This window comes from Larkinella sp. VNQ87 (assembly GCF_049445795.1).
GTDB lineage: Bacteria > Bacteroidota > Bacteroidia > Cytophagales > Spirosomataceae > Larkinella.
Map to the genome: position 1 here is coordinate 122,362 of NZ_JBMSDT010000014.1, position 24,939 is coordinate 147,300.

Annotated in this window: 16 protein-coding genes; 4 read left to right on the forward strand and 12 right to left on the reverse strand. The window is 55.3% G+C overall.

The genetic code is table 11. The annotated features are described in order from the left end of the window. Window positions 1-251 precede the first annotated feature (251 nt). The 3 genes from ACO2Q8_RS23075 (at window position 252) to ACO2Q8_RS23085 (ending at window position 3,618) form a co-directional block, all read left to right on the forward strand. Window positions 252-620: a hypothetical protein gene (locus ACO2Q8_RS23075; RefSeq protein ID WP_423347233.1), complete on the forward strand. Its 369-nt coding sequence runs from the start codon at window positions 252-254 to the stop codon at window positions 618-620. A gap of 136 nt (window positions 621-756) precedes the next feature. Continuing rightward, on the forward strand, window positions 757-3,054 hold the full coding sequence (locus ACO2Q8_RS23080) for a TonB-dependent receptor (protein WP_423347234.1): 2,298 nt from the start codon (window positions 757-759) through the stop codon (window positions 3,052-3,054). A 252-nt stretch (window positions 3,055-3,306) separates the two neighbouring features. After that, complete coding sequence (locus ACO2Q8_RS23085; protein ID WP_423347235.1) at window positions 3,307-3,618, forward strand: isoamylase early set domain-containing protein; 312 nt, start codon at window positions 3,307-3,309, stop codon at window positions 3,616-3,618. A gap of 136 nt (window positions 3,619-3,754) precedes the next feature. On the opposite strand, the gene ACO2Q8_RS23090 is transcribed toward ACO2Q8_RS23085, so the two are convergent. The 9 genes from ACO2Q8_RS23090 to ACO2Q8_RS23130 all read right to left on the reverse strand — a co-directional run bounded on the left by ACO2Q8_RS23090 (window position 3,755) and on the right by ACO2Q8_RS23130 (window position 19,724). After that, window positions 3,755-4,690 carry a hydroxypyruvate isomerase family protein gene (locus tag ACO2Q8_RS23090; protein ID WP_423347318.1) on the reverse strand — a complete coding sequence of 312 codons (936 nt, stop codon included), beginning with the start codon at window positions 4,688-4,690 and terminating at the stop codon, window positions 3,755-3,757. An 18-nt stretch (window positions 4,691-4,708) separates the two neighbouring features. Further along, window positions 4,709-7,819: a PVC-type heme-binding CxxCH protein gene (locus ACO2Q8_RS23095; RefSeq protein WP_423347236.1), complete on the reverse strand. Its 3,111-nt coding sequence runs from the start codon at window positions 7,817-7,819 to the stop codon at window positions 4,709-4,711. 165 nt (window positions 7,820-7,984) lie between these two features. Then, window positions 7,985-9,319, reverse strand: coding sequence for a hypothetical protein (locus ACO2Q8_RS23100; protein WP_423347237.1), 1,335 nt, complete (start codon window positions 9,317-9,319; stop codon window positions 7,985-7,987). Next, on the reverse strand, window positions 9,316-10,653 hold the full coding sequence (locus ACO2Q8_RS23105; protein ID WP_423347238.1) for a hypothetical protein: 1,338 nt from the start codon (window positions 10,651-10,653) through the stop codon (window positions 9,316-9,318). The genes ACO2Q8_RS23100 and ACO2Q8_RS23105 overlap by 4 nt, the downstream gene beginning before the upstream one ends. Beyond that, a complete protein-coding gene (locus tag ACO2Q8_RS23110; RefSeq protein WP_423347239.1) occupies window positions 10,650-12,146 on the reverse strand; it encodes a RagB/SusD family nutrient uptake outer membrane protein in 1,497 nt (498 codons plus the stop codon). The genes ACO2Q8_RS23105 and ACO2Q8_RS23110 overlap by 4 nt, the downstream gene beginning before the upstream one ends. Before the next feature lie 20 nt (window positions 12,147-12,166). Next, a complete protein-coding gene (locus ACO2Q8_RS23115; RefSeq protein WP_423347240.1) occupies window positions 12,167-15,544 on the reverse strand; it encodes a TonB-dependent receptor in 3,378 nt (1,125 codons plus the stop codon). A gap of 131 nt (window positions 15,545-15,675) precedes the next feature. Further along, on the reverse strand, window positions 15,676-16,791 hold the full coding sequence (locus tag ACO2Q8_RS23120) for a FecR family protein (RefSeq protein WP_423347241.1): 1,116 nt from the start codon (window positions 16,789-16,791) through the stop codon (window positions 15,676-15,678). 79 nt (window positions 16,792-16,870) lie between these two features. Then, on the reverse strand, window positions 16,871-17,497 hold the full coding sequence (locus ACO2Q8_RS23125) for an RNA polymerase sigma factor (protein ID WP_423347242.1): 627 nt from the start codon (window positions 17,495-17,497) through the stop codon (window positions 16,871-16,873). Between the two features lie 151 nt (window positions 17,498-17,648). Continuing rightward, the gene (locus ACO2Q8_RS23130; RefSeq protein WP_423347243.1) at window positions 17,649-19,724 is read right to left on the reverse strand and encodes a CehA/McbA family metallohydrolase; all 2,076 of its coding nucleotides are present in this window, start codon (window positions 19,722-19,724) and stop codon (window positions 17,649-17,651) included. Window positions 19,725-19,904: 180 nt separating this feature from the next. Here ACO2Q8_RS23130 and ACO2Q8_RS23135 point away from each other — a divergent pair, with 180 nt between their 5' ends. Then, window positions 19,905-20,672 carry an SDR family oxidoreductase gene (locus tag ACO2Q8_RS23135; protein ID WP_423347244.1) on the forward strand — a complete coding sequence of 256 codons (768 nt, stop codon included), beginning with the start codon at window positions 19,905-19,907 and terminating at the stop codon, window positions 20,670-20,672. A gap of 119 nt (window positions 20,673-20,791) precedes the next feature. On the opposite strand, the gene ACO2Q8_RS23140 is transcribed toward ACO2Q8_RS23135, so the two are convergent. The 3 genes from ACO2Q8_RS23140 to ACO2Q8_RS23150 form a co-directional block, all read right to left on the reverse strand. Beyond that, window positions 20,792-21,778 (reverse strand): Hint domain-containing protein, encoded by a 987-nt coding sequence (locus ACO2Q8_RS23140; RefSeq protein ID WP_423347245.1) that lies wholly within the window; start codon window positions 21,776-21,778, stop codon window positions 20,792-20,794. A gap of 50 nt (window positions 21,779-21,828) precedes the next feature. After that, the gene (locus ACO2Q8_RS23145; RefSeq protein WP_423347246.1) at window positions 21,829-23,391 is read right to left on the reverse strand and encodes a flavin monoamine oxidase family protein; all 1,563 of its coding nucleotides are present in this window, start codon (window positions 23,389-23,391) and stop codon (window positions 21,829-21,831) included. A 100-nt stretch (window positions 23,392-23,491) separates the two neighbouring features. Then, entirely contained in the window at window positions 23,492-24,679 is a 1,188-nt protein-coding gene (locus ACO2Q8_RS23150; RefSeq protein WP_423347247.1) for a pyridoxal phosphate-dependent aminotransferase, read from the reverse strand. Between the last annotated feature and the right edge of the window lie 260 nt (window positions 24,680-24,939).

Below are 24,939 nucleotides of genomic sequence, written 5' to 3' on the forward strand. Positions count from 1 at the left end.
GAATTTGGTAGACAGAGCCACTTTTACATTTATCATTTTACATTTACTTGTTATCATTCTTCAATTAAAATTTAATTACTCTGTCTGTTCAAATATAACCAGACAGGTTATTGAGCTATAGCTTTCGCTGGAAAAGATTGAAAATACCGGTTTAAAAGTCCAAGCGGTAAGTTTTTTAGACTTGTCTAAATTTATTATTTATATTTGTTCGCACGGTTACGACCGTCTGTTTCAACTTGTTATCCAACGCCATGCACTGGTTGCCGGTTTATCGACGAAAAATTGCCCGCGTTCTGCTGATTCTGTTCAGCCTGATGATGGTCAACTCGGTCGTTTTCCGGCACGCGCACCGCCTGGCCAGTGGGCGGATCATCGTTCACGCCCACCCGTTCAAGCCCGTCGGCGACAGCCCGTATCAGCCCAATACGCACACTAACGCGGAACTATTCTGGCTTGAAAGTTTCAGTAACGTCCTTTACGACGACATTGTACCCTTCGTCTTTGCGCTGGCGTTGCGAAGCGTTCCCGACACCCGGTTTTTCCAGTCCGTAACGCCCTTCCTCCGCACACACGCCTTCCGCTGTTTCTCCCACCGGGGGCCGCCGGTTGTCGCGTCTTAGTTTTTGCTCCGTCATTCCATGACGCGCCTTTTCGTACCCCGTTGTTTCGTGCATCCGGCCACTCCTGGCTTGTAGTTCAGTGACTTACAGCACTCGACAATTGTGTACAATTCCTCCTTTCTTGATACCGACAACCATGCAAAAAACGATATACCTATCCGTTCTGTTGATTCTGTGTACACTCCTTTCGGCGAAAGCGCAATCCCCCGCTACGTTGGAAGGAAAAGTCCTTTCGAAGCAAAAACCGCTCGAACTCGCGACCGTAGCGTTAAAAGGCACCCGCTTCGGCACCCTGACCGACACGGCGGGCGTGTTCCGGCTGACGGGCGTTCCGGCGGGCCGTTACCAACTGGTGGTGTCGATGGTCGGCTATGAAACCCATCAAAAAACCGTTACGGTAACGGCTGGCCAGACGCTGCGCCAGACCGTCGATCTGCGCGAATCGGCCAATACGCTCGGGGAGGTCGTCATCACGGGCACGATGAAAGAGGTTTCCAAGCTGGAAAGCCCGGTACCAGTGGAAATTTATACACCGAAATTTTTTCAGAAAAACCCGACGCCCAATATTTACGATGCTCTTCAGAATATCAACGGCGTGCGACCGCAGCTCAACTGCAACGTCTGCAATACCGGCGACATTCACATCAACGGGTTGGAAGGTCCTTACACGATGGTGCTGCTCGACGGGATGCCGATTGTCAGTTCGCTTTCGACGGTTTACGGTTTGTCCGGGATTCCGAATTCGCTGGTCGAGCGCGTCGAGGTGGTAAAAGGCCCGGCGTCGACGCTCTACGGCTCGGAAGCGGTGGCCGGTTTAATCAACATTATTACCAAAAACCCGCTGAAGGCCCCGGTGGTCACGGCGGATGTTTTCGGTACGACCTGGCAGGAATACAATGCCGATCTCGGCGTCAAGTTTCGGGCAGGTAAGGCCAACTCCCTCGTGGGGTTGAACTATTATAATTACCAAAATCCCATCGACAACAACAAGGACGGGTTTACGGATGTGACGCTGCAACACCGGATCTCGGTGTTCAATAAATGGCAGTTTGAACGCAAGGAAAACCGTCTGGCGAGTATTGCCGCTCGGTATTTTTACGAAGACCGCTGGGGCGGACAAACCAACTGGACCCCGGCCCTGCGTGGCACCGACAGCCTGTACGCCGAGAGCATCTATACGAAACGACTGGAGCTGATCGGTGCCTACCAGTTGCCCACGACTGAAAATATCACGTTGCAATCGTCGTTCAACAGCCATAACCAGAATTCCTATTATGGCACGACTTCCTTCATGGCAACCCAGCGGATTTTCTTTGCGCAACTGCTCTGGACGAAAGAGTTTAACAGCCGCTTTAGTCTGCTGGTCGGAACACCGTTTCGCTACACCTTTTACGACGACAACACGCCCGCAACCCGCTCGGCCGACTCGCTGCGGCCCGTCAACCAGCCCGACCGTACGCTGCTGCCCGGTATTTTCGCCCAGCCGGAGTTTACCTTCAACGAGCAGCACAAGCTGCTGCTCGGACTGCGTTACGACTACAATTCGCGGCATGGCAACATCCTGACCCCCCGGTTTTCGTATAAATGGTCGCCCAACAAAGACAACGTCATCCGGCTGAATGCCGGAACCGGCTACCGGGTGGTGAACCTGTTTACGGAGGACCACGCGGCCCTGACCGGTGCCCGGCAGGTGGTGGTGGCAGAAGAACTGAAACCCGAACGAAGCTGGAACGTCAACCTCAATTACACCCGTCAGGTCATCTTCGGAAGCGGCTTTCTGAACATTGACGCGTCGGCGTTTTACACCTATTTTACGAACCGCATTCTGGCCGATTACGATACCGACCCCAACAAAATCATTTTTGATAACCTGAAAGGGCATTCCGTTTCCAAGGGTATCAGTGTAAATCTGGACGCCAATTTTGCCTTTCCGCTGAAGCTCAATGTTGGCGCTACCGTGATGGATGTCTATCAGGTGGAAGACGACGCCGACGGCGATCCGGTCCGGACCCGGCAACTGCTGACCGAGCGCGTCACCGGCACCTGGACGGCTTCGTATGACTTCGGGAGAGGCTTTTCGGCCGACTACACGGGCAATCTGTACGGACCGATGCGGCTTCCATTGCTGAGTTCCGATGACCCCCGACCCGAATATTCACCGACCTGGAGCATCCAGAACATCCAGTTGACGAAGCGGTTTGACAATGGATTTGAGATTTACGGCGGCATTAAAAACCTGCTAAATTTCACGCCCCCCGCCAACAGCATTGCCCGGGCCTTCGATCCGTTCGACAAGCGTGTGGTCTTCGATGCCAACGGGCAGGTGGTGGCCACGCCCGACAACCCGTACCGGCTGACGTTCGACCCAAACTACGTCTTTGCGCCGAATCAGGGCATTCGCGGTTTCCTGGGCGTACGATACACCGTACGATAAGAAAACCGGCGTTTTGCAACGGTTACCGGACAAATTGTGTCCATCCAATCAGTGCAGGCCGGGTGTACGGATAAACATTTTATGAACTTGCCGGTTTTACAAAAAATTTCGTTCTTTTTTGTCGGTTTATTACATAATAATATCGAAGAATAGAACATTTACAAGAAAGCAAGGTTTTAATACTTTGATAACCATTGCATTACTATTCTTTTCATATAAATTTACAACCGTAAACCAAACACTCTACTCGATATGGCACTTGCAAAACAATACGTAAAAAGCAAGCCTAGTATTTGCAAAGTAACGTTTACGCTGCCTGCTGACACGGTTAACGGCGCAAAAGAAGTTGCCCTGGTGGGTGATTTCAATGGCTGGGACGCATCGGCTACTGCTCTGAAGAAACAAAAAGACGGATCGTATAAAACGACGGTGGAACTGCCCGTCGGCCAGGAAACTCAGTTCCGTTACCTCATCGATGGCGAAAAATGGCTGAACGATCCGGACGCTGATAAGTTTGTCGGCAGTGGTGTTTCGTCGGACGATAACTCCGTCGTCGCGTTGTAAAAAACCGCCTGAACGCAGGAAGACGAAGAAGCCCGGCCAGGTGGCCGGGCTTCTTCGTACCCACGGACTAAAGCCCGTGTTTTAGTGCCAGCTATTTGAGTAACTAGCCCTTGTCACGGACTGAAGTCCGTGGGTACTACACCGTAAAGCTGTCGGATTCGACGTAGGCTTTGATCAGGGCCTGCTCTCCTTCTTTGCCGGGCAACGAATTGCCGTGCTCCATCCCCCAAATAAACTCCTTGTTTTCGGCTTTGGCTTTTTCGTAACAGTGTTTGAACACGTTTTTGTAGTTGATTTCGCCCGTTGTCGGTTCTTTCCGGCCGGGGTTGTCGCCAATCTGAAAATAGCCGATTTCGCTCCAGCACCAGTCGATATGCGGAATGATGTGGCCTTCATTTTTCTGCATGTGATACACGTCGAACAGAATTTTGCAGGCCGGGCTGTTGACGGCGCGGCAAATCTCGTAGGTCTGGTCGGAGGTACGTAAAAACAGGTTGGGCGTATCGCTGAGCGGTTCCAGCACCATCGTCAGGTTGTGCGGAGCCAGAATGTCGGAACCCCGGCGCAGGGCGTCGATCACGTGGCCGGTCTGAATCCCGATGGGCAGATTCCGTTGAAAATCACCGGGCACCACCGTCATCCACTTGGCATTGACGCGCTTGGCGACCTCCACGGCTTTTTTGCAGCCATTCAGAAAAATATCGATGAACTCCTGTTTGCCAGCCGCCAGGGTATTCGCGCCGTTCCCCCCTTTATCGACCACAAAAACGCCCATTTTCATGCCCAGGCGGGTCATTTCCTTCGCGATTCTTTCCTGCTCTTCCACCGGCCGGCCCATCATGCCGTTGTCTTCCAGCGCCATAAAACCGTTATCGGCCATGAACTTGAGCTGATCGACGACGTCCTTCCCGGCGCTGTTCGAGAACATCCCAAAGTGGGGCGCATACAGCAATTTGAACTGGTTTTTCGCTACGGCCTTGGGTTGTGACGGCTCGTTACCGGCCAAAGCATTGCCAGCCAGGGCAGCACCGGCAAGCCCTAAGGTTGATTTGACAAAATCGCGTCGTTGAATCATAATAAAGGAAGGTTTCTATTTTCGTTTTAAACTCGCTAAATAGTCGACTAAATCCACCAGTTCCTGGGTAGACATGTTTTCCTGCAACCCCGACGGCATCATCGACGCATCGAGTTGCTTCATGGAAACCACATCGCTCATCTTGTAGTCGGTCACGACGCCCCCCGGAAACTTCATTTGCAGGTCCGTTTCGGTTTTGCTGGAAACAATGCCCGATACCGTGCTGCCGTCCTTGAACTTCACTTCAAAACCTTCGTACCCGAAACTAATGCCCGCATCCGGGTACAGAATGGCCAGATACTGCCCTTCTTTCGGGAGTTTGCTGCCAATTTCCGACAATTTAGGGCCAAAATCCATGCCCGCGCCGTTGATCTGGTGGCAAATCGAGCAGTTGGTTTTAAAGACGTTCAGTCCCCGGCTGGCATCGCCGGTCATCGCCAGCAAATCCGGAATACCGGGCATCTTTTTCCCGGTGGTTCCTTTCCCGCCATCCAGGTAACTGGCCGCTTCCATACGTACTTTTTTCCGCCAGGTTGTGCTAACTCCCTGTACAGCAGCCGCTTTGTATTCATCCTTGATTTGCCCGGAACGCAGCATCGACAGAATCAGCTCCTCGCCGTCGTTGCTGCCCCCAATCGCCCGGGTCGCTTCCCGGCGCAGGGCCTTCGGGCGGTTTTCGTCCAGCGCAACGGTTTTCAGTATATCGAGGGATTCTTTGCTGCCCACCCAGCGCAGGGCCGACGCCATGTTCACGGCGGCTTCCGGATTCGTTCCGTTAATGACCTCCCACACAAGTTTTCCGCCCCCCTGTTTGAGCAATTGACGGGTGGCATCGCGGCCAATTGGGTCGTTAAACTGTTTCTGGCTCAGGGCCAGCAGGCGCGGATTTTCGGCAGCGGGTTCGTACCGGCTCACCATTTCCATGTAATCCGGTTTGCCGTAGGTTTCGTCCAGCAGCTTCGTCAACGCGGCCATCGCTTCCGGCGAGTTCTTTACGAAGTTCTGATCCAGGTGTCGCAGGGCCAGTTTCGTAATTTGAACGTCACTCGGGTTGTTTTTCAAAATAGTCAGCAACGCATTGGATTTTTCGGTCGCGCCCGGATTGAAATCGAACGCCCGGAAATACCGCAGACGCTCCGTCAGATCGGTTTGCGGATCACCCGCCAAACTCGCCAGCAACGGAACGGCTTCTTTGGTTCGCGCCCGCCAGACAATGTCTTTGCCCCCCGCCGTGCTCAGCGGATTCGCGCCGGAACGTTTCAGCCAGGCCGTGTAATACGTATCCCATTGGCCGTCAGCGCCAATACCAAGAGCTTCGAGGAACCAGCGGTCGTTGCCATCGTGACGGGCCGCCAGTTGCGCCCACAGATCCGGTGCTTCCGGTGAGGTGTTCCGGTGCAACGCAATGGCGCACTCCCGGCGCACCTGCGGATCGGGGTCGTTCACCAGCAGCTTTACGTACGGAATCACATCGCCTTTCAATTGCCGGGCTGCCCGCAGCCCGGCAATCCGGAGGTTCGGATCGCTTTCTTTCAGGGCGGTTTCAATGTATTTCTTGCCTTTGGCACCCAATTTACTCAATAGCCAGAGGGCGCGGGCTTTCATCCGTGGATCGGGCGACGATTTGTACAACTTTGCCAGGTCTTTTTCGGCTTTCGCACCCAATTCGTACAGTTTGTTCCAGGCAGCATACCGGATCGCCATGTTCGGGCTTTGCAGCGCTTCGACGGCCCCGGCGGTGGTAGCCAGATTAACCGCCGGTATTTTGTACGGCGTATTGGGGGGAGCCACGCGATAAACCCGGCCCCGGTTCTGGTCGCCGGCCTGGTGACCGCCCACGCCGGGATCGTACCAGTCGGAAATGATCAGGGAGCCATCGGGCGCGACGCAGACGTCGGAAGGCCGGAACCACTGATCGCGCACGCCTTCCAACACCGGAACAATCGTGGCTTTGTAGCCCGCGCCGTCGTTGGTCACCGGATACGCCCGGACCACGTTTGGCCCCGCGTCGCAGTGAATCACCTGGCCCTGAAACACTTGCGGCAGCAGTTTCCCCTCATAAACGATAATGCCGGTGGGTGAACCCGCGCCGGTTTGGAGCAGATTGGGAACGACGCCGGGGTCGTTGAGGTGCCAGTGTTGCAGCGGAATCGAGCTTTCCAGGTTGGTTCGGTTGGCCCGCCAGCCCGCGCCGGTCATTTCGTCGGTATAACCGTAGTTACCGTACTCCATCACGTAATTGATCCGGACGCCCTTGTTGCCGTCGTCGTCGTTGTCCGACTGCCACATCGCGCCGTACGAATCCAGCGCCACTTCGTAGTTATTCCGGAAATTATGGCCCAGCACCTCCATCTCACTCCCGTCGGGGTTGCAGCGGAACACCATGCCCTGCCGGAAGTTTTTCAGATCGATTTCCTTGCCGGTGCTGCGGTCGAACAGCGGTTTGCCGTCTTTGTCGCGGATTTGCTTGCCCTCATTCCCGAAATTAAAATACCACTTGCCGTCGGGTCCGAACACGAACGAGTGCATGCCGTGGTCGTGGTCCGCTCCGCTTAAACCGGTAAACAGCAGTTCTTTTTTGTCGGCTTTGTCGTCGCCGTTTTCGTCCGTAAATACAAACACGTTCGGACTATCCGACACGATGACCTTGTTGCCCTGCACCCAGATGCCGAGGGGCGAAACCAGTTCCGGCCCTTGATAAAAGGTCTTCGTCACATCGGCCTGACCGTCGCCGTTGGTGTCTTCCAGAATCAGGATGCGGTCGCCTTCGGGGCGGGTGGGATTGCCGTTGATACCGGCCCGGTAGTTATACGCTTCGCACACCCAGACGCGGCCCCGCGCATCGACGTCGATGTTGGTGGGGTTGGTCAGCATCGGTTCGGCGGCAAAAAGCTTCGCTTCCAGGCCCGGTGCCACGTTCAGACTACCGACGGCGTACTTCGGGTCGCGCTTGTCGTCGTCGGAAAGGCCGGCAAAAAGCCGTTCAAGATAGGTACCAGAAGCCTGGTTGAGGTTGTCGTTTTGCCAGGCACCGACCAAAATACCGCCGATGAGAAGTCCTGCCGTAGAAAGGCCCGTAAGCCGACTGGACAACCGGAAACGGTTGGAGTAACGAGTTGGGTTCATAAACTACCCGCAAGGTGATAAGGGTTGGAATAAAGCGTGTAAATGTAGTAAAAAAACACAAATTCCTTATCCACCCTACGGGCACTGCTTACGGTTTCCGCTGCGTTTTTCGACCGGCAACGGGTGACCGCATCCCTAGTATTCGGAGAAACAGCGCGCCGGTTTTCAAAAAAAATGATTCCGTTTCGCTTCGTAATACGCCGGAATGACCACAAAAAACCGGGAGGTGTAAAGCCGCTTCCAGTCATAATGCAGCAGGGCATTCTTCAATACCGGTTTGTGCTTTTCAATCAATGCCTGGTTACCAGACAACAGCACCACCCAGCAGGCAAACAGCGGTTCGCGCATCCACTTGTCCTCATAACGCCTGGCTGGCGATAACTTATCCCATTCCCGTACTTCCTGAAGTGCTACTTCCAGCGCCGTGGCAATGTCGGGCTGGGGTTTCCAGAAAGCATTCAGCAGTCGCCAGTTTTCGTTGAATACCAGCGCGTGCGCATTGTCGAAGTGTTGATACCGTGATAGATGTAGGGCGGCTTTTTCCGCACTTTGGTTCAGCCCGTTCCGAAATTTTTCGCGCAATACCGGGTCCGTTTCCAGTTCGACCAGCGCCTTCAGGTTGGCCTGCGAAATCCCGGTAATCCAGAACTCATTTTCCGTTTTATTGCCTTTTTCGGGATTTTCAGTCTCGTACGGAATTCCTTGGTTGCACAATTCCAACCGGTTTACGGAATCGCCTTCCGGAATTTCCTTCAGTCGGTGGTGATAGCCGTCGAGCCACTTTTTATCGCGAGTCACATCGTACAAAGCCCGGTAAATAAACAGCAGTCGCACCGAAATCCGGCAGCCTTTGTCGGTCAGGTTTCCCCGAAAACCGTAGCCCTCCCGGTCGCAGGGAAGTTGCCAGTTGCGGGCTTCCAGCGCCGTACCGACGCGTTCCATCAACGCAATCAGTTTGTCTTTTTCCGCCTTGTCCGGAATCCCGCTGTTGATGTACCGCCAGAGGCCGTAGAACCAGGGGCCAGTCTGATCATCGGAACCCGCGACATGGTGACTCTGGCCGTCCGCAGCAACGCCCCGCGCAATGAATCCCGGCACCCGGCCCACCGTGGCCAGCCGCACCAATCCCCCGGCCACCTTCCGGGCCTCCTGCGCATCGGCCGGTTTCTGGCTGATTTTCCAGCAGTTGATCAGGCCGTCCAGGTAAATTCCGTTGAAAAAAGCGCCGTTCTCAATCGGTGCCCACCAGGCCAGGCCGTTCGGTTTATCGGTCTGGCATTCGTCGGGCGTAGGCAGAAACGTAGTGCCATCCCGACCCGCGTAATCGTATAAAATACCGTACTGCGGATTCATAAACCGGCGATTGATTTCCAGCCGGGCCTGCTCGATCTGCGATTCGAGCACCTGATCGGTCGGATCACTCGTAAGCGGCTGGGCGTTGGCCGAAACCAGGAATACGGCGCTGGTCAGCAGAATCAGGGAAAATAGGGAGTGTTTCATCGGGCATTCGTCACGTTTTTTTGCAGGCGAAACCAGACGGCTTCCGCCGGAAAAAATTGGGAATAATACAAGCGTTCGTAGCGAAAATGACCAATGGCACTCAGCATTTCCGACCGGTATTGATCGGCCAGGCTGGGGTCGGGGGCCAACGTCACAATCCAGGCCATCCACAGCGGTTCCCGCACCAACCCCAGTTCGTAATTGCGCCGGGGCGACAACCGGACCAATTCATTCAATTGCGTCTGCGAAACGGCGAGGGCGTCTTGTTCGCTGTGCTGCGGTTGCCACTTGGTCAGCAGGCTACGCCAGTCGTGGAGAAACGGTTTTCGGTCCTGGTTGTCAAAGAGATGCCAGCGCGCAATATCGACGACGGCGCTCTGGGCACTGGCGTTCAACCCCTGCTCATACGCCCGGCGCAGGACAGGGTCGGTTTCCATTTCCCACAGCGCCCGCACATCGACCGTACTGGAAATGCCCGTCCACCGAAACTGCTTGGGAATATCGAACAGCATGCCGTCGGCGCAGATTTGAAGGCGGCTCCGCCGGGGTTCTCCGCCGGTTTCGGAAGCGGCTTTCCGGTACAACACATCCCAACGGCTCTCACCGGTTAGTTGGTGCATCGCTTTCAAAATGAACAGCATCCGGGGAGCACCTTCCCAGTTGAAGGTCGCGAAGGTATTCCGGAAACGGGCGGGCGCATAAGACATTGTCGGGATGCGCCAGTCGTTGGCCACCAGCGCATTCGCCACCTCCACCATTTTGGCGATGATCTGCCGACGTTCGTCCGGTTCGGGCAAACCGGTGTACAGGTAGCGCCACAACCCGTAAAACCAGGGCGAGGTCTGGTCATTCGATCCCATCGCCGGGGGCGTTTTGCCATCCGAAGCCACACCCCGCCCAATAAAACCGGGGGTGTCGCCAACCGACGCCAGAAAAAGGAGGCCCTGCGCCAATCGGCGGGCCTTGATGCGATCGGCTTCCTGGTGCCGGTGCAGCCAGCGCTGGCAAATCCCGTCGAGGTACAAGCCATTGAACATGGCCCCGTTTTCCGTGGGCGTCCACCAGCCTAAGGCATTGGGTTTATTGTCCCGAAACTCAGCCGCCGTTGGTCGGTCAAACCGCCCGTTGGTATCGGCAAAATCAAGCAAAATCGAATGCGCATCGATAAACCGTCGCCAGATTTCCCGGTGCGCGTTTTCCATATTCAGGCTATCGCTGGCTCCCGAATGCGCGGCTGATTCGGGAGCTTTCAAGACCGGTGGCTGAAAGGCACAGAAACCGAGCAGGGCGAAGACGATCAGACTCTTTCGGCTTCTGGAACGGAATCGTGTCATTTCCAGTCCGGGTTTTGTTCGAGTTTCGGATTGGCCCGGATTTCGTCCAGCGGAATGGGGTAATACCGGTGTTTGGGCTGGGGAGTGCGCACCGGATAGACTTCGTTAATGGCTTTCGGGATCACCGTCAGAAACGTGTTGGTCCGGGTCAGGTCGTACCAGCGGTCGCCCTCGGCGAAAAACTCCCAGCTCCGTTCCTGCAAAACCGCACTGATGAAATCGTCCTTGCTCAACCCGGTTTTGAGATTAGCCAGGCCCGCCCGGTTCCGGATCGCGTTGATGTATTGGTAAGCCGTCGCCGTAGGGCCGTTCAGCCGGGCTTCCGCTTCCGACGCAATCAGGTACAGATCCGCCAGCCGCAGGATGGGAACGTTGTTGCGCCCCTTGGCACCCACCGAGTTTTTATCCATGTATTTTTTAATCAACACGCCTTTCACGGTATACGGTGTAATGTCCTTTTGCGGCACCACTTTCCCCGCGACGCTGACGAAGGTGGTATCCAGCAACTGCCTTCTTTTATCCGCCGGATGGAAGGAATCGAAGAACGCCTGGAAGGCAAAAATGGAGCCAAACGTCATGTTGCCGTAATCCCGGCTGGCGCTGTTCGCGGGTCCGCAGAACCCCATCAGGGTGGTGCCGCGTGCGCGCGTGGCATTATCGCCCTCGAAAGCGAACATGTTCTCCTGCCGGGCCTGGTCTTCCTTATCGACGTTAAACACATCGAGTACCTCCGGCATCAGCGCGTATTTGCCCGAATTGATCACGTCAATGGCTTTCGTTTTGGCGGTGGCCCAGTCTTCGGCGTACAAAGCCGCTTTGGCGTACAACCCGATCGCGACTTCCTTGGAAGCCCGCCCTTTCACCGTCGAAGCCGCGTACGACGGCAACTTGGGAATGGCTTCGTCCAGGTCCTTAAAAATCTGTTTGTACACCTCGGTTTTGGCGCTTTTGGCCACCAGCGCATCCGACTCGCTTTTGCTCGGTGTCGTCCGGATGACGACGTCGCCGAAGTTTTTCGTCAGCGTAAAGTGGTAGAAAGCCCGCAGAAACAAGGCTTCGCCCACAATCGCGTTCCGGCGGTTGGCTTCCATCGGAATCGGTGGTACCCGCTCAATGACCCAGTTGGCGTTTTCGATGCCTTTGTAGCAAAACTGCCACAAGCCGTACGGACTTTCGGCGGTTCGGCCAAAGCTTTTCGGGCCGGAATAGTCGGTATCGTAACTGTAAACCGCAAAAACGTTCCGGCCCACCACCGGTTTGACCCACAACTGATCCCCGGCAAAGTCGCCGGCAAAGACAATCGGCGCCTGATCGAACAAGTCATTGATGGAGCCGTAGGCTGCGGTTAGGGCGGCTTCGGCATCCTGCGCGCTTTGGTAAAAATTCGTCGTGATGACGGAGGAATACACCGTTTCCTCCAAATTCTGGCAGGCGCTCAACCCTAAAACCGTCGTCAGCGCGACTCCTATTGATGTTGAAAAATAGCGTTTCATAAAAGGCAGGAGTTTAGAAATCAGAAGGTACACTGAAGGCCGACCACGTAGGATTTGGCCGCCGGGTACGTGCCGTTGTCGTAAAACAGCGCGTTGGCACTGCCGTAATTGTTGGATTCAGGGTCCCAGCCCTGGTAGTTGGTGATGGTAAACAGGTTATTCCCCGCGATATACGCCCGAACGCCCTTGATAAATTTGAACCGGGGCAGGTTATAGGCCAGCGTCAGGTTCTTGACCCGGATATAGGAATTGTCTTCCACCCACCGATCGCCGACGGGCAGGTTCGTGCCCTGAGCGGGTTTGACGTACTCGTTGTTGGGGTTGGTGGCCGACCAGCGATTGGCCGTTCCTTCCAGCAGGTTCACCTGCCCGGAAGGCGTCTCGAACGTAAACCGGAAGCCGTTGAACAACCGGCTGCCCCGGACGCCCTGCACAAAACCGCTCAGCTCAAAATTCTTGTAGCGCACCGAACTGGAGAAACCGAAAAAGTACTTGGGTTGCGCATTGCCCACAATCACCTGGTCGTCGGTGCTGATTTTGCCGTCGCCGTTGACATCCTTGATTTTAAAACCGCCCGTCCGGGCGTCGTAACCCGGCAGAAACGTTTCGCCGGTCTGGTTGATCCCATCGAGCATGTAGGTGCGGTAAATCCCGAGCGGATAACCGACTTTCAGAATGGAATAACTGGACAAGGCAATTTCGTTCTGAATCCCATCCAGCGCGAGCACTTTGTTTTTATTGAAAGTAATGTTGCCCGACGCTTCCCACTTGACTGCCCCCGTCAGGATTTTGCCGCTGACACCCAACTCCAGCCCTTTGTTTTGAATAGAACCGTAATTACCCGTAATCGTGGTGTAGCCCGATGACATGGGCAATGCTTTGGTGAAGAGCAGGTTATCCGTGCGTTTGTGGTAATAATCGGCTACCACGTTCAGCCGGTTGTTCAACAGCGACACATCCAGGCCGATGTCAAGTTGCGTCGCCTGTTCCCACTTCAAATCCGGGTTCGCAATCCCGCTCGGATTGATACCGGTCAAAACCGTGTTGTTGAAATTGTAGTTGTAGCCCTGCCCGCTCACCGTCGCCAGCGACTGGTACGGCCCGATGGCCCCCGCATTTCCGGTGATGCCGTAGCTGGCCCGCAGCTTCAGGTCGCTGATGAAGCGCACGGATTGCATAAATTGCTCTTCCACCACCCGCCAGGCACCCGATATGGCCGGAAAAAAACCGTACTTGTTGTTGGCCCCAAATTTACTGGAACCGTCCACGCGGGCGGTCAGGTCCAGGAAATACCGATCTTTGTAGCCGTAGCCCACCCGGCCTAACCAGGAACTCAGGTCGCTTTTGTTCCGAAAGCTCGACAGGGCGTACACCGTTGCGTTGGCCGTTGACCAGTTTTCCGTAAAATCATTGCCAAAGCCCGAAGCGGTCTGGTTGTTGGTCTGGAGCATATCCGACTGCGTGGCATACACCACGGTCGCATCGAGGGTGTGGTGCTGACCGAACTGGCTCTTGTAGGTCAGGATACTTTCGTGCAGCAAGGTTCGGGCGTAACTGCTGTTGTTGCCCGCGACGCCGTTCACGGCATTGGGGTTATTCAGCGAAATCGAATCGACAATGGACCGGGGTGAATACTGTTCCTGCAAACTGGACGACAAATCGGCGTTGAAACTGGCGCGGTACGTCAGGCCCTTGAGCAGGTTAACTTCCAGGTACAGATTGCCCAGAAACCGGCTCCCGTTGGTGTAGTTTTTCTTCGCCAGTTCGCCCATCGGATTGACGGTTTCCCGGTATCGCCCGTTAAACTGGTCGGCAAACGAAAACACACTGCCGTTGGAGCGGTACGGCAGCAAGGTCGGCGGAGCCGCCACCGCCCGACCCAGAATGCCTTCGCGGGCACTCGTGACGTTGACGCCCGTACCACCCGCATTCACGCGGTTTTCGCCCGTAACGGTGTAATACAGGCTGGTGCCCACTTTAAACCGCTCGCTGATCCGGTGGTCGATGTTGGCCCGGAACGCATACCGTTTGTAATCGGTGTTTTTGATGATTCCATCCTGGCTGAAATAGTTGGCCCCCATCGCAATCTGGGTTTTGTTATTGCCGCTGGTGACCGATAGCTGGTGGTTTTGAATCATCGCCTGCCGGAAAATCAAATCGACATAATTGGTGCCAGCGCCCACCGCAGCCGGATTGGGGTACACGACGGTGGGGCTGTACGTGTCGTTTTCCAACTGGGCAAACTGCGTGGCATTCAGAATCCCCAGTTTTCGCGTCGCTTCCTGCTGACCGATGTAGCCATCGTAGGAAACATTGGTCACGCCATCTTTGCCCCGCTTGGTCGTGATCAGCACCACGCCGTTGGCCGCCCGAGCACCGTAAATAGCCGTGGCAGCCGCGTCTTTCAGCACCTCCACCGATTCGATGTCGGAGGGATTGATCTGCGAAAGCGGGTTGGCCGCGTTGACCGCCGAGGTGGCCGAAATCTGAATACCGTCGATGACGTACAGCGGTTCCGACGTCCCGTTGATCGAGTTGGTACCCCGGATGCGCACGCTGATGTTGCCGCCCGGCGTGCCCGAGTTCTGGCGCATATCCAGTCCGGGAATCCGTCCCTGAATGCCCTGGGCCAGGTTGGCCACCGGCGTTACTTTCAGCTCTTCGGCCTTCACCGACGAAATGGCCCCGGTCACGGAGCTTTTGGTGCGGGTTCCGTAGCCCACCACGACGACCTCACCCAGCGCTTTGGTGTCGGGCAGCAGTCGTACGTCGATCACTGTACGGTTGCCGATCGCAATTTCCTGATTCAGGTAGCCGACAAACGAAAAAACCAACACGGTTTCCGATCCGTCGGCATTCCGCTCCGGAACACTGAGTTTAAAATTTCCGTCGGCATCCGTCGTTGTGCCGCGCGTTGTACTTTTCACCACCACACTGACGCCCGGCAATCCTTCTCCGGTTTCGCTTTTAACCGAGCCGCTGATGGCCCGGTCCAGGCTTTCAACGGAAACAGCCGCCTGCTCGTCGCCCGTCTCCTCCACCGTTGGTTTGGGGACAATGGCAATCTGGCTGCCCGTGACGACATACCGGAGTTGCAGCGGTTTCAGCAGCCGGTCCAGCACGTCCGACAACCGTTCGTCGGTCACCGCCAGCGAGATTTTCCGATCGACCTGCACAATCTGTCGGCTGTAGACAAACTTGACGTGGGCGGTTTTTTCCAGCGTCAGCAACGCCTGCCGGACGGTGTTATTATCCAGTCGCATACTCACCCGCTGCTCCAGGAGTTCCTGCGCGTTGGCCGCCAGAACACCGTTGATAAACAGGACGGTAAGCAACACGTGGAAGAACGAAATTCGCATAAGCATCCGAATTGTTTCGGGTTTTGTAAACTTGTCCATACATTGGGGGTGGTTTAGTTATTCCGGGCAAAGGAGTAGCTACACCGGTCGGCGGTGGCCCGTTAGTGCCGTCCGATCGGTCCAATTCTCCCGCTATGTTCGCACCATAGCGGGCTTTTTTTAGTAAGAACTTAGGAGCAGCCCTTGCTGCTGATGATGATGCGCGTATCGACCACCTCGTAGGTGGCCCCAATGGAGGCACACAACAACTGAAGCTGATCGTACAAGCTGACGCCCGCCAGCGACGCCGTCAGGGTGCAATGCCGCAGCGCCGATGGTTCGTAAATGATTTCGACGCCGTAGGCTTTTTTCAGCCGCTCAAACACCGCCGTCGCGGGCGTATCCTCAAACGTGAAGGTTTCCGGAAGGGCCGACGCAATCACGGCGGGTTTGTCGACCAGTTCTTTCTGGTAACTACGCTGGTTGGTGTTGTAGGTCACCTGTTGGTTGGCGGTCAGCACCACGCCCGTTAGGGTTTGATGAGCCGGTTTTCGGGCCGCGTTCCAGTCTTTCCGGTCCATCACCGACACTTTTCCGGAAATCACCGACACCTTGAGCTGCGTATCGCCGGGTCGGGCCTGCACCCGAAACCGCGTGCCAAGCACCCGCGTCACCAGCGTCCCGCTGTACACCAGAAAAGGGCGTTTGCCTTCGTGCACGACCGAAAATACCGCATCGCCTTTCAGGAAAATTTCCCGTTTATCGGTTTCAAACGTGCGCGGATACGACGCCTGGCTCTGGGCCATCAGCGTCATTTGGCTGCCATCGGGCAGGGTCAGGCTCACCGGTTGTGAGGTGCCGTTAACCTGGTTGACCCACTGATCATTCGCCGGTTTCTCCAGGTCGGAAAGGGGCGTTAACGTTGACAGGGGCGCGGAATCATCGTTGAACCGAATCAGGCCCCAGCCCACGCCCAGCAGCACGATCAAAGCGGCTGCAGCCAGCCAGCGATGCTGGGTCAGCGAAGTCCTGAAAACCGTCCAGGGCGACCGAACCGGTACGTGGCGCGTGAGCTTAACGATCTGATCGACCTCCCGCCGTTCCTGCTCCGCCGACAGACTATGCGGACGGTTTTTGAGCGCTTCGGCCATGTCTTTCGCCAGCAGCAGCGTGTCACGTTGGTGGGGATGTTCCCGCTGCCACTGTTCCCAGAACTGCCGGGCTTCGGGCTGGCCGTGTTTGACCCAGGCCAGAAACCAGGCGTCCAGCAGGAAATCTTCGACGGTAAAGTGTTGGTAATCGTTCATATCCGGTTGAGACTCAACATCATTTCGGTCGTTACTAGGAAAGTTTTTGTTGTCGATACTCACTTGGATGACGGATTTTTCAACGATCCAGCAGCCAGCAGCCGATCATCGTCAGCAGCGACGGCCAGCTTTCCCGCAAACGGCTCAGGCCCCGGTAGAGCAGGTTCGCGACCGATTGCTTGTTAACGGCCAGAATATCAGCAATTTCGTCATTCGACAGTTCGCCGTAGAATTTCAGGTGAATGGCTTCCCGCTGCCGATCCGAAAGCTGCGCCAGCAAAGCATTTAGCCGGGAAGTCTGGTACTCCGACAATTCCGTATGAATGAGAACCTGCTCGGCGGTGATTTCTTCCGAACTCAGGTCGTCGAATGTAAACCCGTCTTCGTTGACGATCGACGAATGGCGCAGCATTTCCCGGTAAATCTTGCGCCGGAGCGATTTGTAGAGGTATGGCCGGATGTAGGGCGTCTGGACGATTTTGGCCCGGTATGTCCATAAATCCAGAAACAGGTCCTGCAAACAATCGTTCAGCAAATCCGAATCGCGGGTGAACCGTCCGCCGTAAAAATGAAGTTCCCGGTAAAAATGCTGCACCAGCGCCTGAAAAGCTTCCTGCGGCCCTTCCCGGAACTGCTGCCAGAGCAGGGTTTCGTCGGTTTTTTCCCAGGCAGGTTGTGGGGAGCGATTGAGGTCGGATTTCAGCATAGATCCCGGTCGTAAAAATCAGAAAAGCAGTCTTGATGGACGACTGCCTGTTAATAGGCGGGATAATTCAACTAATACTCAGGATTGTGCAAAAATATTTGCTTTGTTTAATTTCAACCGTTGTAATCTGATTTTCAGCCCCTTGTACTTTTCACCGGTTTTTACGGGCCAGCTCCGACGCTTTCCAGGCTTTGGCAAATTCCTGAAAACCGGCTTTTACGACTGGCGCTGCGTTTTTCAAGGCTTCCGTCAGCCCGGTTTCGGCCAGCCGGTTCTGCTCCTGTAAAATCGAAGCCGCCTGGATGCTCACCGCCTGATCGTAGGCTCCGAGTTGGGCAATCAGTTTCGGAAAATTCCCGGCGGCTTGGTCAATCAGTTGCCGGGCGTAGGCGTAGGCACTCGTTTTCCGGCCGTCGCCGTCCGCGTCGATCCACATGGCCCCCGACGAGCCGATGACCTGCGGATGCCATTCACTGGAAAGCCGGGAATACGGTTTGGGAATCGGCCAGAACGGGAGTGCGGGGTCCGGCCCTTCGGCAATAGCCACCAGGTGCATATCCTGACTTTTCACGGGGATGGTCCAGTTTCCGGTCCATTTGACGCCCTTGTTCCCGGTTTGTGCAATGTTGGCTTCCCGAATTTTCTGGCCGTTGGCGTAAAGGGAAACCCGGTCGGCCTTGCTCCAGGACGGTCCCAGCACCCGCACCGCGACGTCAACCGATCCTGAGGCCGGAACCCGTTCGCCGGGGCCGTAGGTTCGATTCACCGTTATTTCCGCCATCAAACCAAAACTGACCATGACTTTGCCGGCCAGAAACTGATTGACGGCTTCGTTCAGGTCGATGCGTCCGGGGGCCGCGTCCCGGCATCGGATGTAGGTGCGCCCCTGCCCGACCAGATACCGCATGACATCGTGGGAATCGCTCGAACCGACCGGTGTCAGCCACTGGCCCCGGTTGAGAACGCCAAACCAGTCGCGGTACAATTGCCCGATGTCTTTTTGCTGCGAACTGGAGTTGAGCACCTCCATCGCCTGCGCCGGTAACGCCCAGCCCTCCCGATCCAGCCCAGCCACGGCCACATACCGCTCGGGACCAAACGGGCGAAAGTTGTAGTGCGCATCGCGGGCGTGGTTCAGAATAATCGCCCGACCCGACGACGCCAGATTCCGGGAAACCGCAGCCCAATCTTTGACGTGGTGATCCGGCACACGGGTAGAATCCGGTACCGGAAATACGTTGAAATGGCCTACTTTAGTGGTGAATTCGTTGCCCTTCACCGGCGTAAAAACCGTATCCAGACCCAGCTCGCGGGTCAGCGAGCGGACATCGACCAGCACGTTATGGTCCGTCATGATCGGCAGTTCGATCCCTTCGCCCGCCAGGGTGACCAGTCGCTCCTGAACCGTCGCATCGCCGTGCCGGGAATGCGTAAACGTGTGAACATGCGGATCGGCAGCGACCCAGCCGTTGGTCGGCACTTCCCGGGAAAGCCGGAAGGCATGTTGGACGGTTTGACCCGTTTTCAGTTCAACCGAAAGTGAATCGGCAGTGTATTCAAAGCCGCGCGTCGCGTACAGCGTGTATTTTCCTTGCGGCAACGTGAACATCGCCTGTCCGGTTGCGGTATACACGCAGCCGGTTCGAACGGCCCAGTGCGGATCGGGCGTCGCGTCAACGGGTTGCAGGGCTTTCCGGCCCTCAACAATCGTAATTCGGGCTGGAATCGGGCGATTGGTCGCTCGGTCGGTGATAGAGACCGCCAGGGTGGTCTGCCGGAGCAGTTGCTTCACCGGCTGTACGTGCAACGTTATTTCGCCCACCCGAATGTCGTCGGGCAGCGGGTCGGTTTTGCCAAACGGCTGGGTATACGCAATCAGCAGCGTGTTTTCACCGGTTTTCAGTGTCCGGGCCGGCAGGCTCACGTAACGAATCCGGGCATTTTCATCCGGATCGAGTTTGCCCAAATCCAGGCCGTTCAGGTAGACATTCCAGCCCAGTTTCACGTCCTCCTGTCGCAGGCTCAGCGTTAGTTCCGAGGTATTTTCCCGGGCTGTAAACCGGAACGTGTACTGTTTTTGCGGCTCACTTTTGAAAAAATCCCATTCCCGTTCTTCACCCGCCCGCAGGTGATGCATGGCCTGGTCCAGCACCCGGTTTTGCGCCCGCAACAGCGTACTGGCGAAACCGAACAAGGCAAGCAGACCGATCCGTTGGAGACTTTTCATCGGTTTTGAAGGATTGACGCATCGTTACTGAAAGTCGGTCTTACCGGTTTTCTACCAGCCACCGGTCGTTGACGGAATAAAACCCGAAAAGAAATGAACGGTTTCGTAGGGAAAAACCGCTCAGCTTCATTTCTTGCAACCTGGGAACGGCGACCTCGCCAACGTAAATCCGACTCAACTATGACTCTTTCCTGGCAACTGACGAATCAACGCGCCCTGGTTACGGGTGGTACCAAAGGCATCGGCGAAGCGATCGTGAAGCAATTACTCGACTTAGGCGCTGCCGTCTTCCTCGTCGCCCGCGACAACGATTTACTGCAACAGCAACTGCAAGCATACCGGCAAAATGGTTTTTCGGTGGACGGTTTAGCTGCCGACATCAGCCAACCGGATGCGGCACAACACCTTGTAGAAACCGTCAAAAACCGCTGGGGAAGTCTGGATATTTTGGTCAACAACGCCGGTACCAACATCCGCAAACCGACTGTGGACTACCGCCCGGACGAATTTGATCACCTCCTGAATACCAACTTACGGTCGGGGTATGAACTGTGCAAAGCCACTTATCCGCTGTTGAAGGAGTCGTCCGGGGGAAGTATCGTGTTTGTTTCGTCGGTATCGGGCCTGACGCACACCAGCAGCGGGTCGATTTACGGCCTGACCAAAGCTGCTCTGCACCAACTCACGAAGAACCTGGCCGTGGAGTGGGCGATGGACGGGATTCGGGTTAACGCCGTGGCGCCCTGGTACATTCATACGCCCTTGGCCGAACCGGTCCTGACGAATCCCGAACGCCTGGAACGCATTGTAAGCCGCACGCCGATGGGCCGCATCGGAAAACCGGAAGAAGTCGCAGCCGCCGTCGCCTTTTTGTGTACCCCCGCAGCCGGGTACATTACGGGACAAACGCTGGCTGTCGATGGCGGCATGACAGCCTGGGGAATGTGATACGCGTACCCACGGACCGCCGGGCGGCCCCGTTTAGTCCGTGATCTTAGCTTACTTATCGAGATAGACAAATAAACACGGACTAAAGTCCGTGGGTACGCGTAACCTTAAACGATCAATTACTTGTCCAGCACGACGACGTCGTTCACAAGATAACTGCCGCGTTCAGTGACGAGGTTGTAGACTTTATCCACCGTCCGGACATTCGATTGCGCAGCCGTTACTTTCCAGGCGGCAACTGAGCGCGTTGCCCCATCGAAGCGGTAGAGCACATCGCCACTGCGCAGATCGCCCAGTTTTTTCGCGCCGGTGGCGGTTTGAACGGGGTGGTTGGCCGTGGCTTCCAGCAACACCGGTTGGGTCAACGACAGGCTGGCCGAAACTTCCTGAACGGGAGTGATCCAAACGCCCGCAATCGCCAGATTCGATTTCTCGTGAATCGTCACTTCGCGAACGCGCGCCGGAACCAGTTGACGGGTTTGCGCGTCGTAGGCCATTACTTCGTCACCGGCTTTGACGGCCTGAATGGCTTTCGTCTGCCGGTCGGCCAGCGTCACCACGGCATCAGCCGGGAAACAGAAGTTGTATTCTTCTTTTTTCTTCTCACCGCCTTCTTCTTTGGTACCACCGCCCATCAGCAGAGCCATTTCGCGGGAAAGCACAAAACCGAGGGCCGACATCAGGCCGGGTTCTTTTTCTCCAACATACTTCAGGTCGTCGATGTACGCATCCCACGCCTTGCGGTCGGCGCTGGCACCGGGAATCACAAACGGTTTGGTTTCTTTTGTCTTGCCGTTTTCATAGATCGCCAGCAAGCCCAATTCCTTGGTATCAGCCGCCGTGAACACTTTATAGAGATAGATTTTGCGGGGAATACCGTCGCTGTAATTGAACACATACGCCGGACGTTCCTCGTAGCGATCCAGGATGAAATCACCGGATTTGAAATACGTATCTTTTTCCAGATTGCCGATTTTAATGGCTTTGATGGCCTTCAGGTGGTCGAGCGACATGGAGGCTGTCTGTGCCCAGACGCGGGAAGAAACCAGTTGCAATACAACCAAACAACAAAGAAGGAGAAATTGACGAAGTAGGTTAGTTTTCATGACATTAGTTTAGTTAACGTATCCACGGACCGCCGGGCGGCCCGTGAATACTATTTTTTCGTGTATTCGCCGACACGGGCATGCAGGGCTTCGACCACCCGCCGGGCCGACGTAAAGGCTCCGGCCATCCAGGCCGTTAGGTACGTGGTGTGTTCACCGGCCAGGTAGATGTTGCCATCCGGTTCGAGCAGGGCCGGGTAATATTTCCGGCGAACCGCATCGTCGTAGACCGCCCAACCGCCTTCGTTGTACGGAATCTTCTGCCAGGCCAGCGAAAACGAGTTTTCAAATTCCTGCGGGTATTGCGGGTGGAGTTTGTAGCCCTGTTCGAGCGCCAGTTTCTCGCGACCGGCCAGCGGCAAATCGCCCACAGCTTCGGCCCGGCTGTAAAAATTATAATAGCCGATCAACACGCCTTTCTGCCCCAGCAGCCCGAACGACGGGTACCAGATCTGGTTGATGTCCATGTTGGTCCGCGAAATCCCGCCGTAAATCGCATCATCTTCTTCCCAAAACCGCCGTTTGAATTGCAGGCCAATTTTTCCGGTTTTCATGTACGGAATAAAATCGGCGGCCCGTTTCACCATCGGCGACAGGTCCGAATCCAGCTTTTTCAACACCGGCAGCGGCAGCGCACAGACGCAGAATTCCGCCGTCAGTTCGGTCGGTTTGCCGTCTTTCTGGTACACTACCCGAACACCGTTTTCGGTTTTTCGCAACTCCTTCACCGGCGCATTGAACTGAATCTTCCCAGCCAGTTTTTTTTCAAACGCCCTCGGGATCGCGTCCATCCCACCCACGGGTTGCAGCAAGGTCGCGTGTTGCTCGAACGTATAATCGCCGTTGTTATAGAAAACCGGTTGCATATACCCCGACCGCAGGTAATCCGTCAACCCATACGGATCGGCCAGATCACCGGGCACCGCCCCCGCACCGGGTGGCGTTTTGTAGCCCCGACGGTTGGTGCCTTTGTACAGTTTGCCAGTATTCAGATCGCCTTCATTCTTCAGAAAATCAATCAGTTTCTCGACGTCTTCTTTCGTCAACTGCTGATCGAGCGACGACTGATCGAGGGCCTTCGCCAGCAGTTCGCTGGTGTAACCGCGCAGGTCGCTGTGGTACTCTCGGATGCGCATCCGTTTGTTCGCCAGCGCGCCCGAACCGCCGTCGTTGTAAAGCCAGGCCGATTCGTTGGAGCCGTTGAAAATTTCGAGCGGAACGCCCAGTTCGCGGCAATAATGCAGCGTCAGTTGGTGGTTGTGCGGAATTCGGGCGGCTCCCCCGTTAAAATACTGGCCGTCAACAAATTTACAAGTCTGCTCACTGCCACCGATTTCCGTTTCCTTCGTACCGCCCCGAACCGTCCAGACCCGGCCACCTGACCGCTTGCGGGCTTCGAGCACAGTGCAGTCGTAGCCAAGTTTGCCGAGTTCGTAGGCAGTAGTCAGGCCCGCCAGTCCAGCCCCCAGAATGACCACTTTGCGGGCTTTTCCGTCTTTTCGGCCGTTGGCCGGTAAATCAAACGCGTCAGCCGGGGCCGGTTTCAGGAGCCCCCAGGCCATCAAGGTTGCGTACGTCGCGCCGGTTGATTCAATAAAACTACGTCGGGTCATTTTAATGAGTTAAGAGTTAAGAATTAAGAATTAAGAATTGTTGGCTGACGCATAAATGCCAGTCACCTTTTTAACTCTTAATTCTTAATTCTTAACTCATTTAGACTATTTTGTTGAATACGTCCAGGAAGAGGGCCATTTCGTCGACGGTGCCGATGCTGACGCGGCAGTAGGGCTGGGCGTTGTATTCGCGGGTGGAGGTCAGCACGCCGTTGCCGAACATCTCTTTTTCAAATTGCTTCGTCTTCATCCGAATCGGGAACAGCACGAAGTTGGCGTACGAGGGCACGTACTCATAGCCTTTGTCTTTCAGCCCCTTATACAACAGTTCGCGGGCTTTGTCGTTTTCCGTGCGGCAGAAATTCTGCCATTCGTCGTCCTGGTAGCTGGCAATTCCGGCTTTCAGTGTGGTCACGCTCGGGTTCCATTCACCCCGCGAATAATCCTGAAGTTCGTCCAGAAATTTTTCGGGACCGATGGCGTAGCCCAGCCGCAGCCCGGCAAAACCGTGGATCTTCGAAAAGGTGCGCGTCAGGAACACGTTATGCCCCTCAGCCACCAGTTTCGGCAGGGCCGGGCGGTCTTCGGGTTTCAGAAAGTCGATGTAGGCTTCGTCGACAAAAACCGGAATCTTAGCCGATACTTCCTTGCAGAAAGCCACCAATTCGGACGCCGGAAGAACGGTTCCGGTCGGGTTGTTGGGGTTGCAAATGTAGACCAGTTTCGTCTCCGGCGTTATTTTGGCCTTCATCGTAGCCAGGTCGTAGCGGTATTCCTTCGTCAGCGGAACGGCTTCGATTTTAGCCCCGAACTTCTTCGAGCAACCCAGAAAATCATCGTAGGTAAACTGGCTGGTCAAAATGGTTCCGCCCTTGCCTTTGGCCGCACTACCGGTAAAGTAAACCGCCATCGCCGTCAGCAATTCCGACGAACCGGCCGAGAGCATCACCTGTTCGGGCTTCACGCCTTCGCGGGCAGCGATAAGCTTCTTCAATTCCTGCCCTTCGAACATGGCGTAGCGGTTACCACTGTCGACGGCTTTTACGATGGCTTCCTTGGCTTTGGGTGACAAACCGTGCGGGTTTTCGTTGAAGGCAATACGCGCTTTGATCTGCGGAGCGGCCAGGCCGAGCCGGGCAAATTCGTTGACGAGCCTTTGTTCATGCTGTGCATTTGCAGTAACCGGATTCCACAGATTACTACCAAAAGAAGACCGATTAACGGTTAGCCCGGCGGTCAGGAGAGCGCCCGCACGTAACCAATTTCGACGGGAGACAGGTTGGTCCATGTTGTCGTACATTTTTTGTACTAAACTACGATGATATTTTATTATTTCTAAACCGAACCAAATTACGTTTGGCGTTTTCAAAAATAATCAAAATTTACAAAAGCGTATCTTAATAATAAACCAGATTTATGCATTTGCTAGAATAATTCACAAAAATCAGTTGAAATCCAAAGGTAGTTTTAGCTAAACCGTATATTTCTATCGTGGATGATATAAATATTCAACCTGCCCATTTTTACTAATTCACCCTAGTCTTGCCG

Excerpts from the sequence above, each read along its gene's own strand:
- ACO2Q8_RS23130 (WP_423347243.1), bottom strand. The coding sequence starts at position 19,724 with ATGAAAAGTCTCCAACGGATCGGTCTGCTTGCCTTGTTCGGTTTCGCC.
- ACO2Q8_RS23115 (WP_423347240.1), bottom strand. The coding sequence starts at position 15,544 with ATGGACAAGTTTACAAAACCCGAAACAATTCGGATGCTTATGCGAATT.
- ACO2Q8_RS23145 (WP_423347246.1), bottom strand. The coding sequence starts at position 23,391 with ATGACCCGACGTAGTTTTATTGAATCAACCGGCGCGACGTACGCAACC.
- ACO2Q8_RS23125 (WP_423347242.1), bottom strand. The coding sequence starts at position 17,497 with ATGCTGAAATCCGACCTCAATCGCTCCCCACAACCTGCCTGGGAAAAA.
- ACO2Q8_RS23105 (WP_423347238.1), bottom strand. The coding sequence starts at position 10,653 with ATGACACGATTCCGTTCCAGAAGCCGAAAGAGTCTGATCGTCTTCGCC.
- ACO2Q8_RS23100 (WP_423347237.1), bottom strand. The coding sequence starts at position 9,319 with ATGAAACACTCCCTATTTTCCCTGATTCTGCTGACCAGCGCCGTATTC.
- ACO2Q8_RS23080 (WP_423347234.1), top strand. The coding sequence starts at position 757 with ATGCAAAAAACGATATACCTATCCGTTCTGTTGATTCTGTGTACACTC.
- ACO2Q8_RS23085 (WP_423347235.1), top strand. The coding sequence starts at position 3,307 with ATGGCACTTGCAAAACAATACGTAAAAAGCAAGCCTAGTATTTGCAAA.
- ACO2Q8_RS23095 (WP_423347236.1), bottom strand. The coding sequence starts at position 7,819 with ATGAACCCAACTCGTTACTCCAACCGTTTCCGGTTGTCCAGTCGGCTT.
- ACO2Q8_RS23135 (WP_423347244.1), top strand. The coding sequence starts at position 19,905 with ATGACTCTTTCCTGGCAACTGACGAATCAACGCGCCCTGGTTACGGGT.
- ACO2Q8_RS23150 (WP_423347247.1), bottom strand. The coding sequence starts at position 24,679 with ATGGACCAACCTGTCTCCCGTCGAAATTGGTTACGTGCGGGCGCTCTC.
- ACO2Q8_RS23120 (WP_423347241.1), bottom strand. The coding sequence starts at position 16,791 with ATGAACGATTACCAACACTTTACCGTCGAAGATTTCCTGCTGGACGCC.
- ACO2Q8_RS23140 (WP_423347245.1), bottom strand. The coding sequence starts at position 21,778 with ATGAAAACTAACCTACTTCGTCAATTTCTCCTTCTTTGTTGTTTGGTT.
- ACO2Q8_RS23075 (WP_423347233.1), top strand. The coding sequence starts at position 252 with ATGCACTGGTTGCCGGTTTATCGACGAAAAATTGCCCGCGTTCTGCTG.
- ACO2Q8_RS23110 (WP_423347239.1), bottom strand. The coding sequence starts at position 12,146 with ATGAAACGCTATTTTTCAACATCAATAGGAGTCGCGCTGACGACGGTT.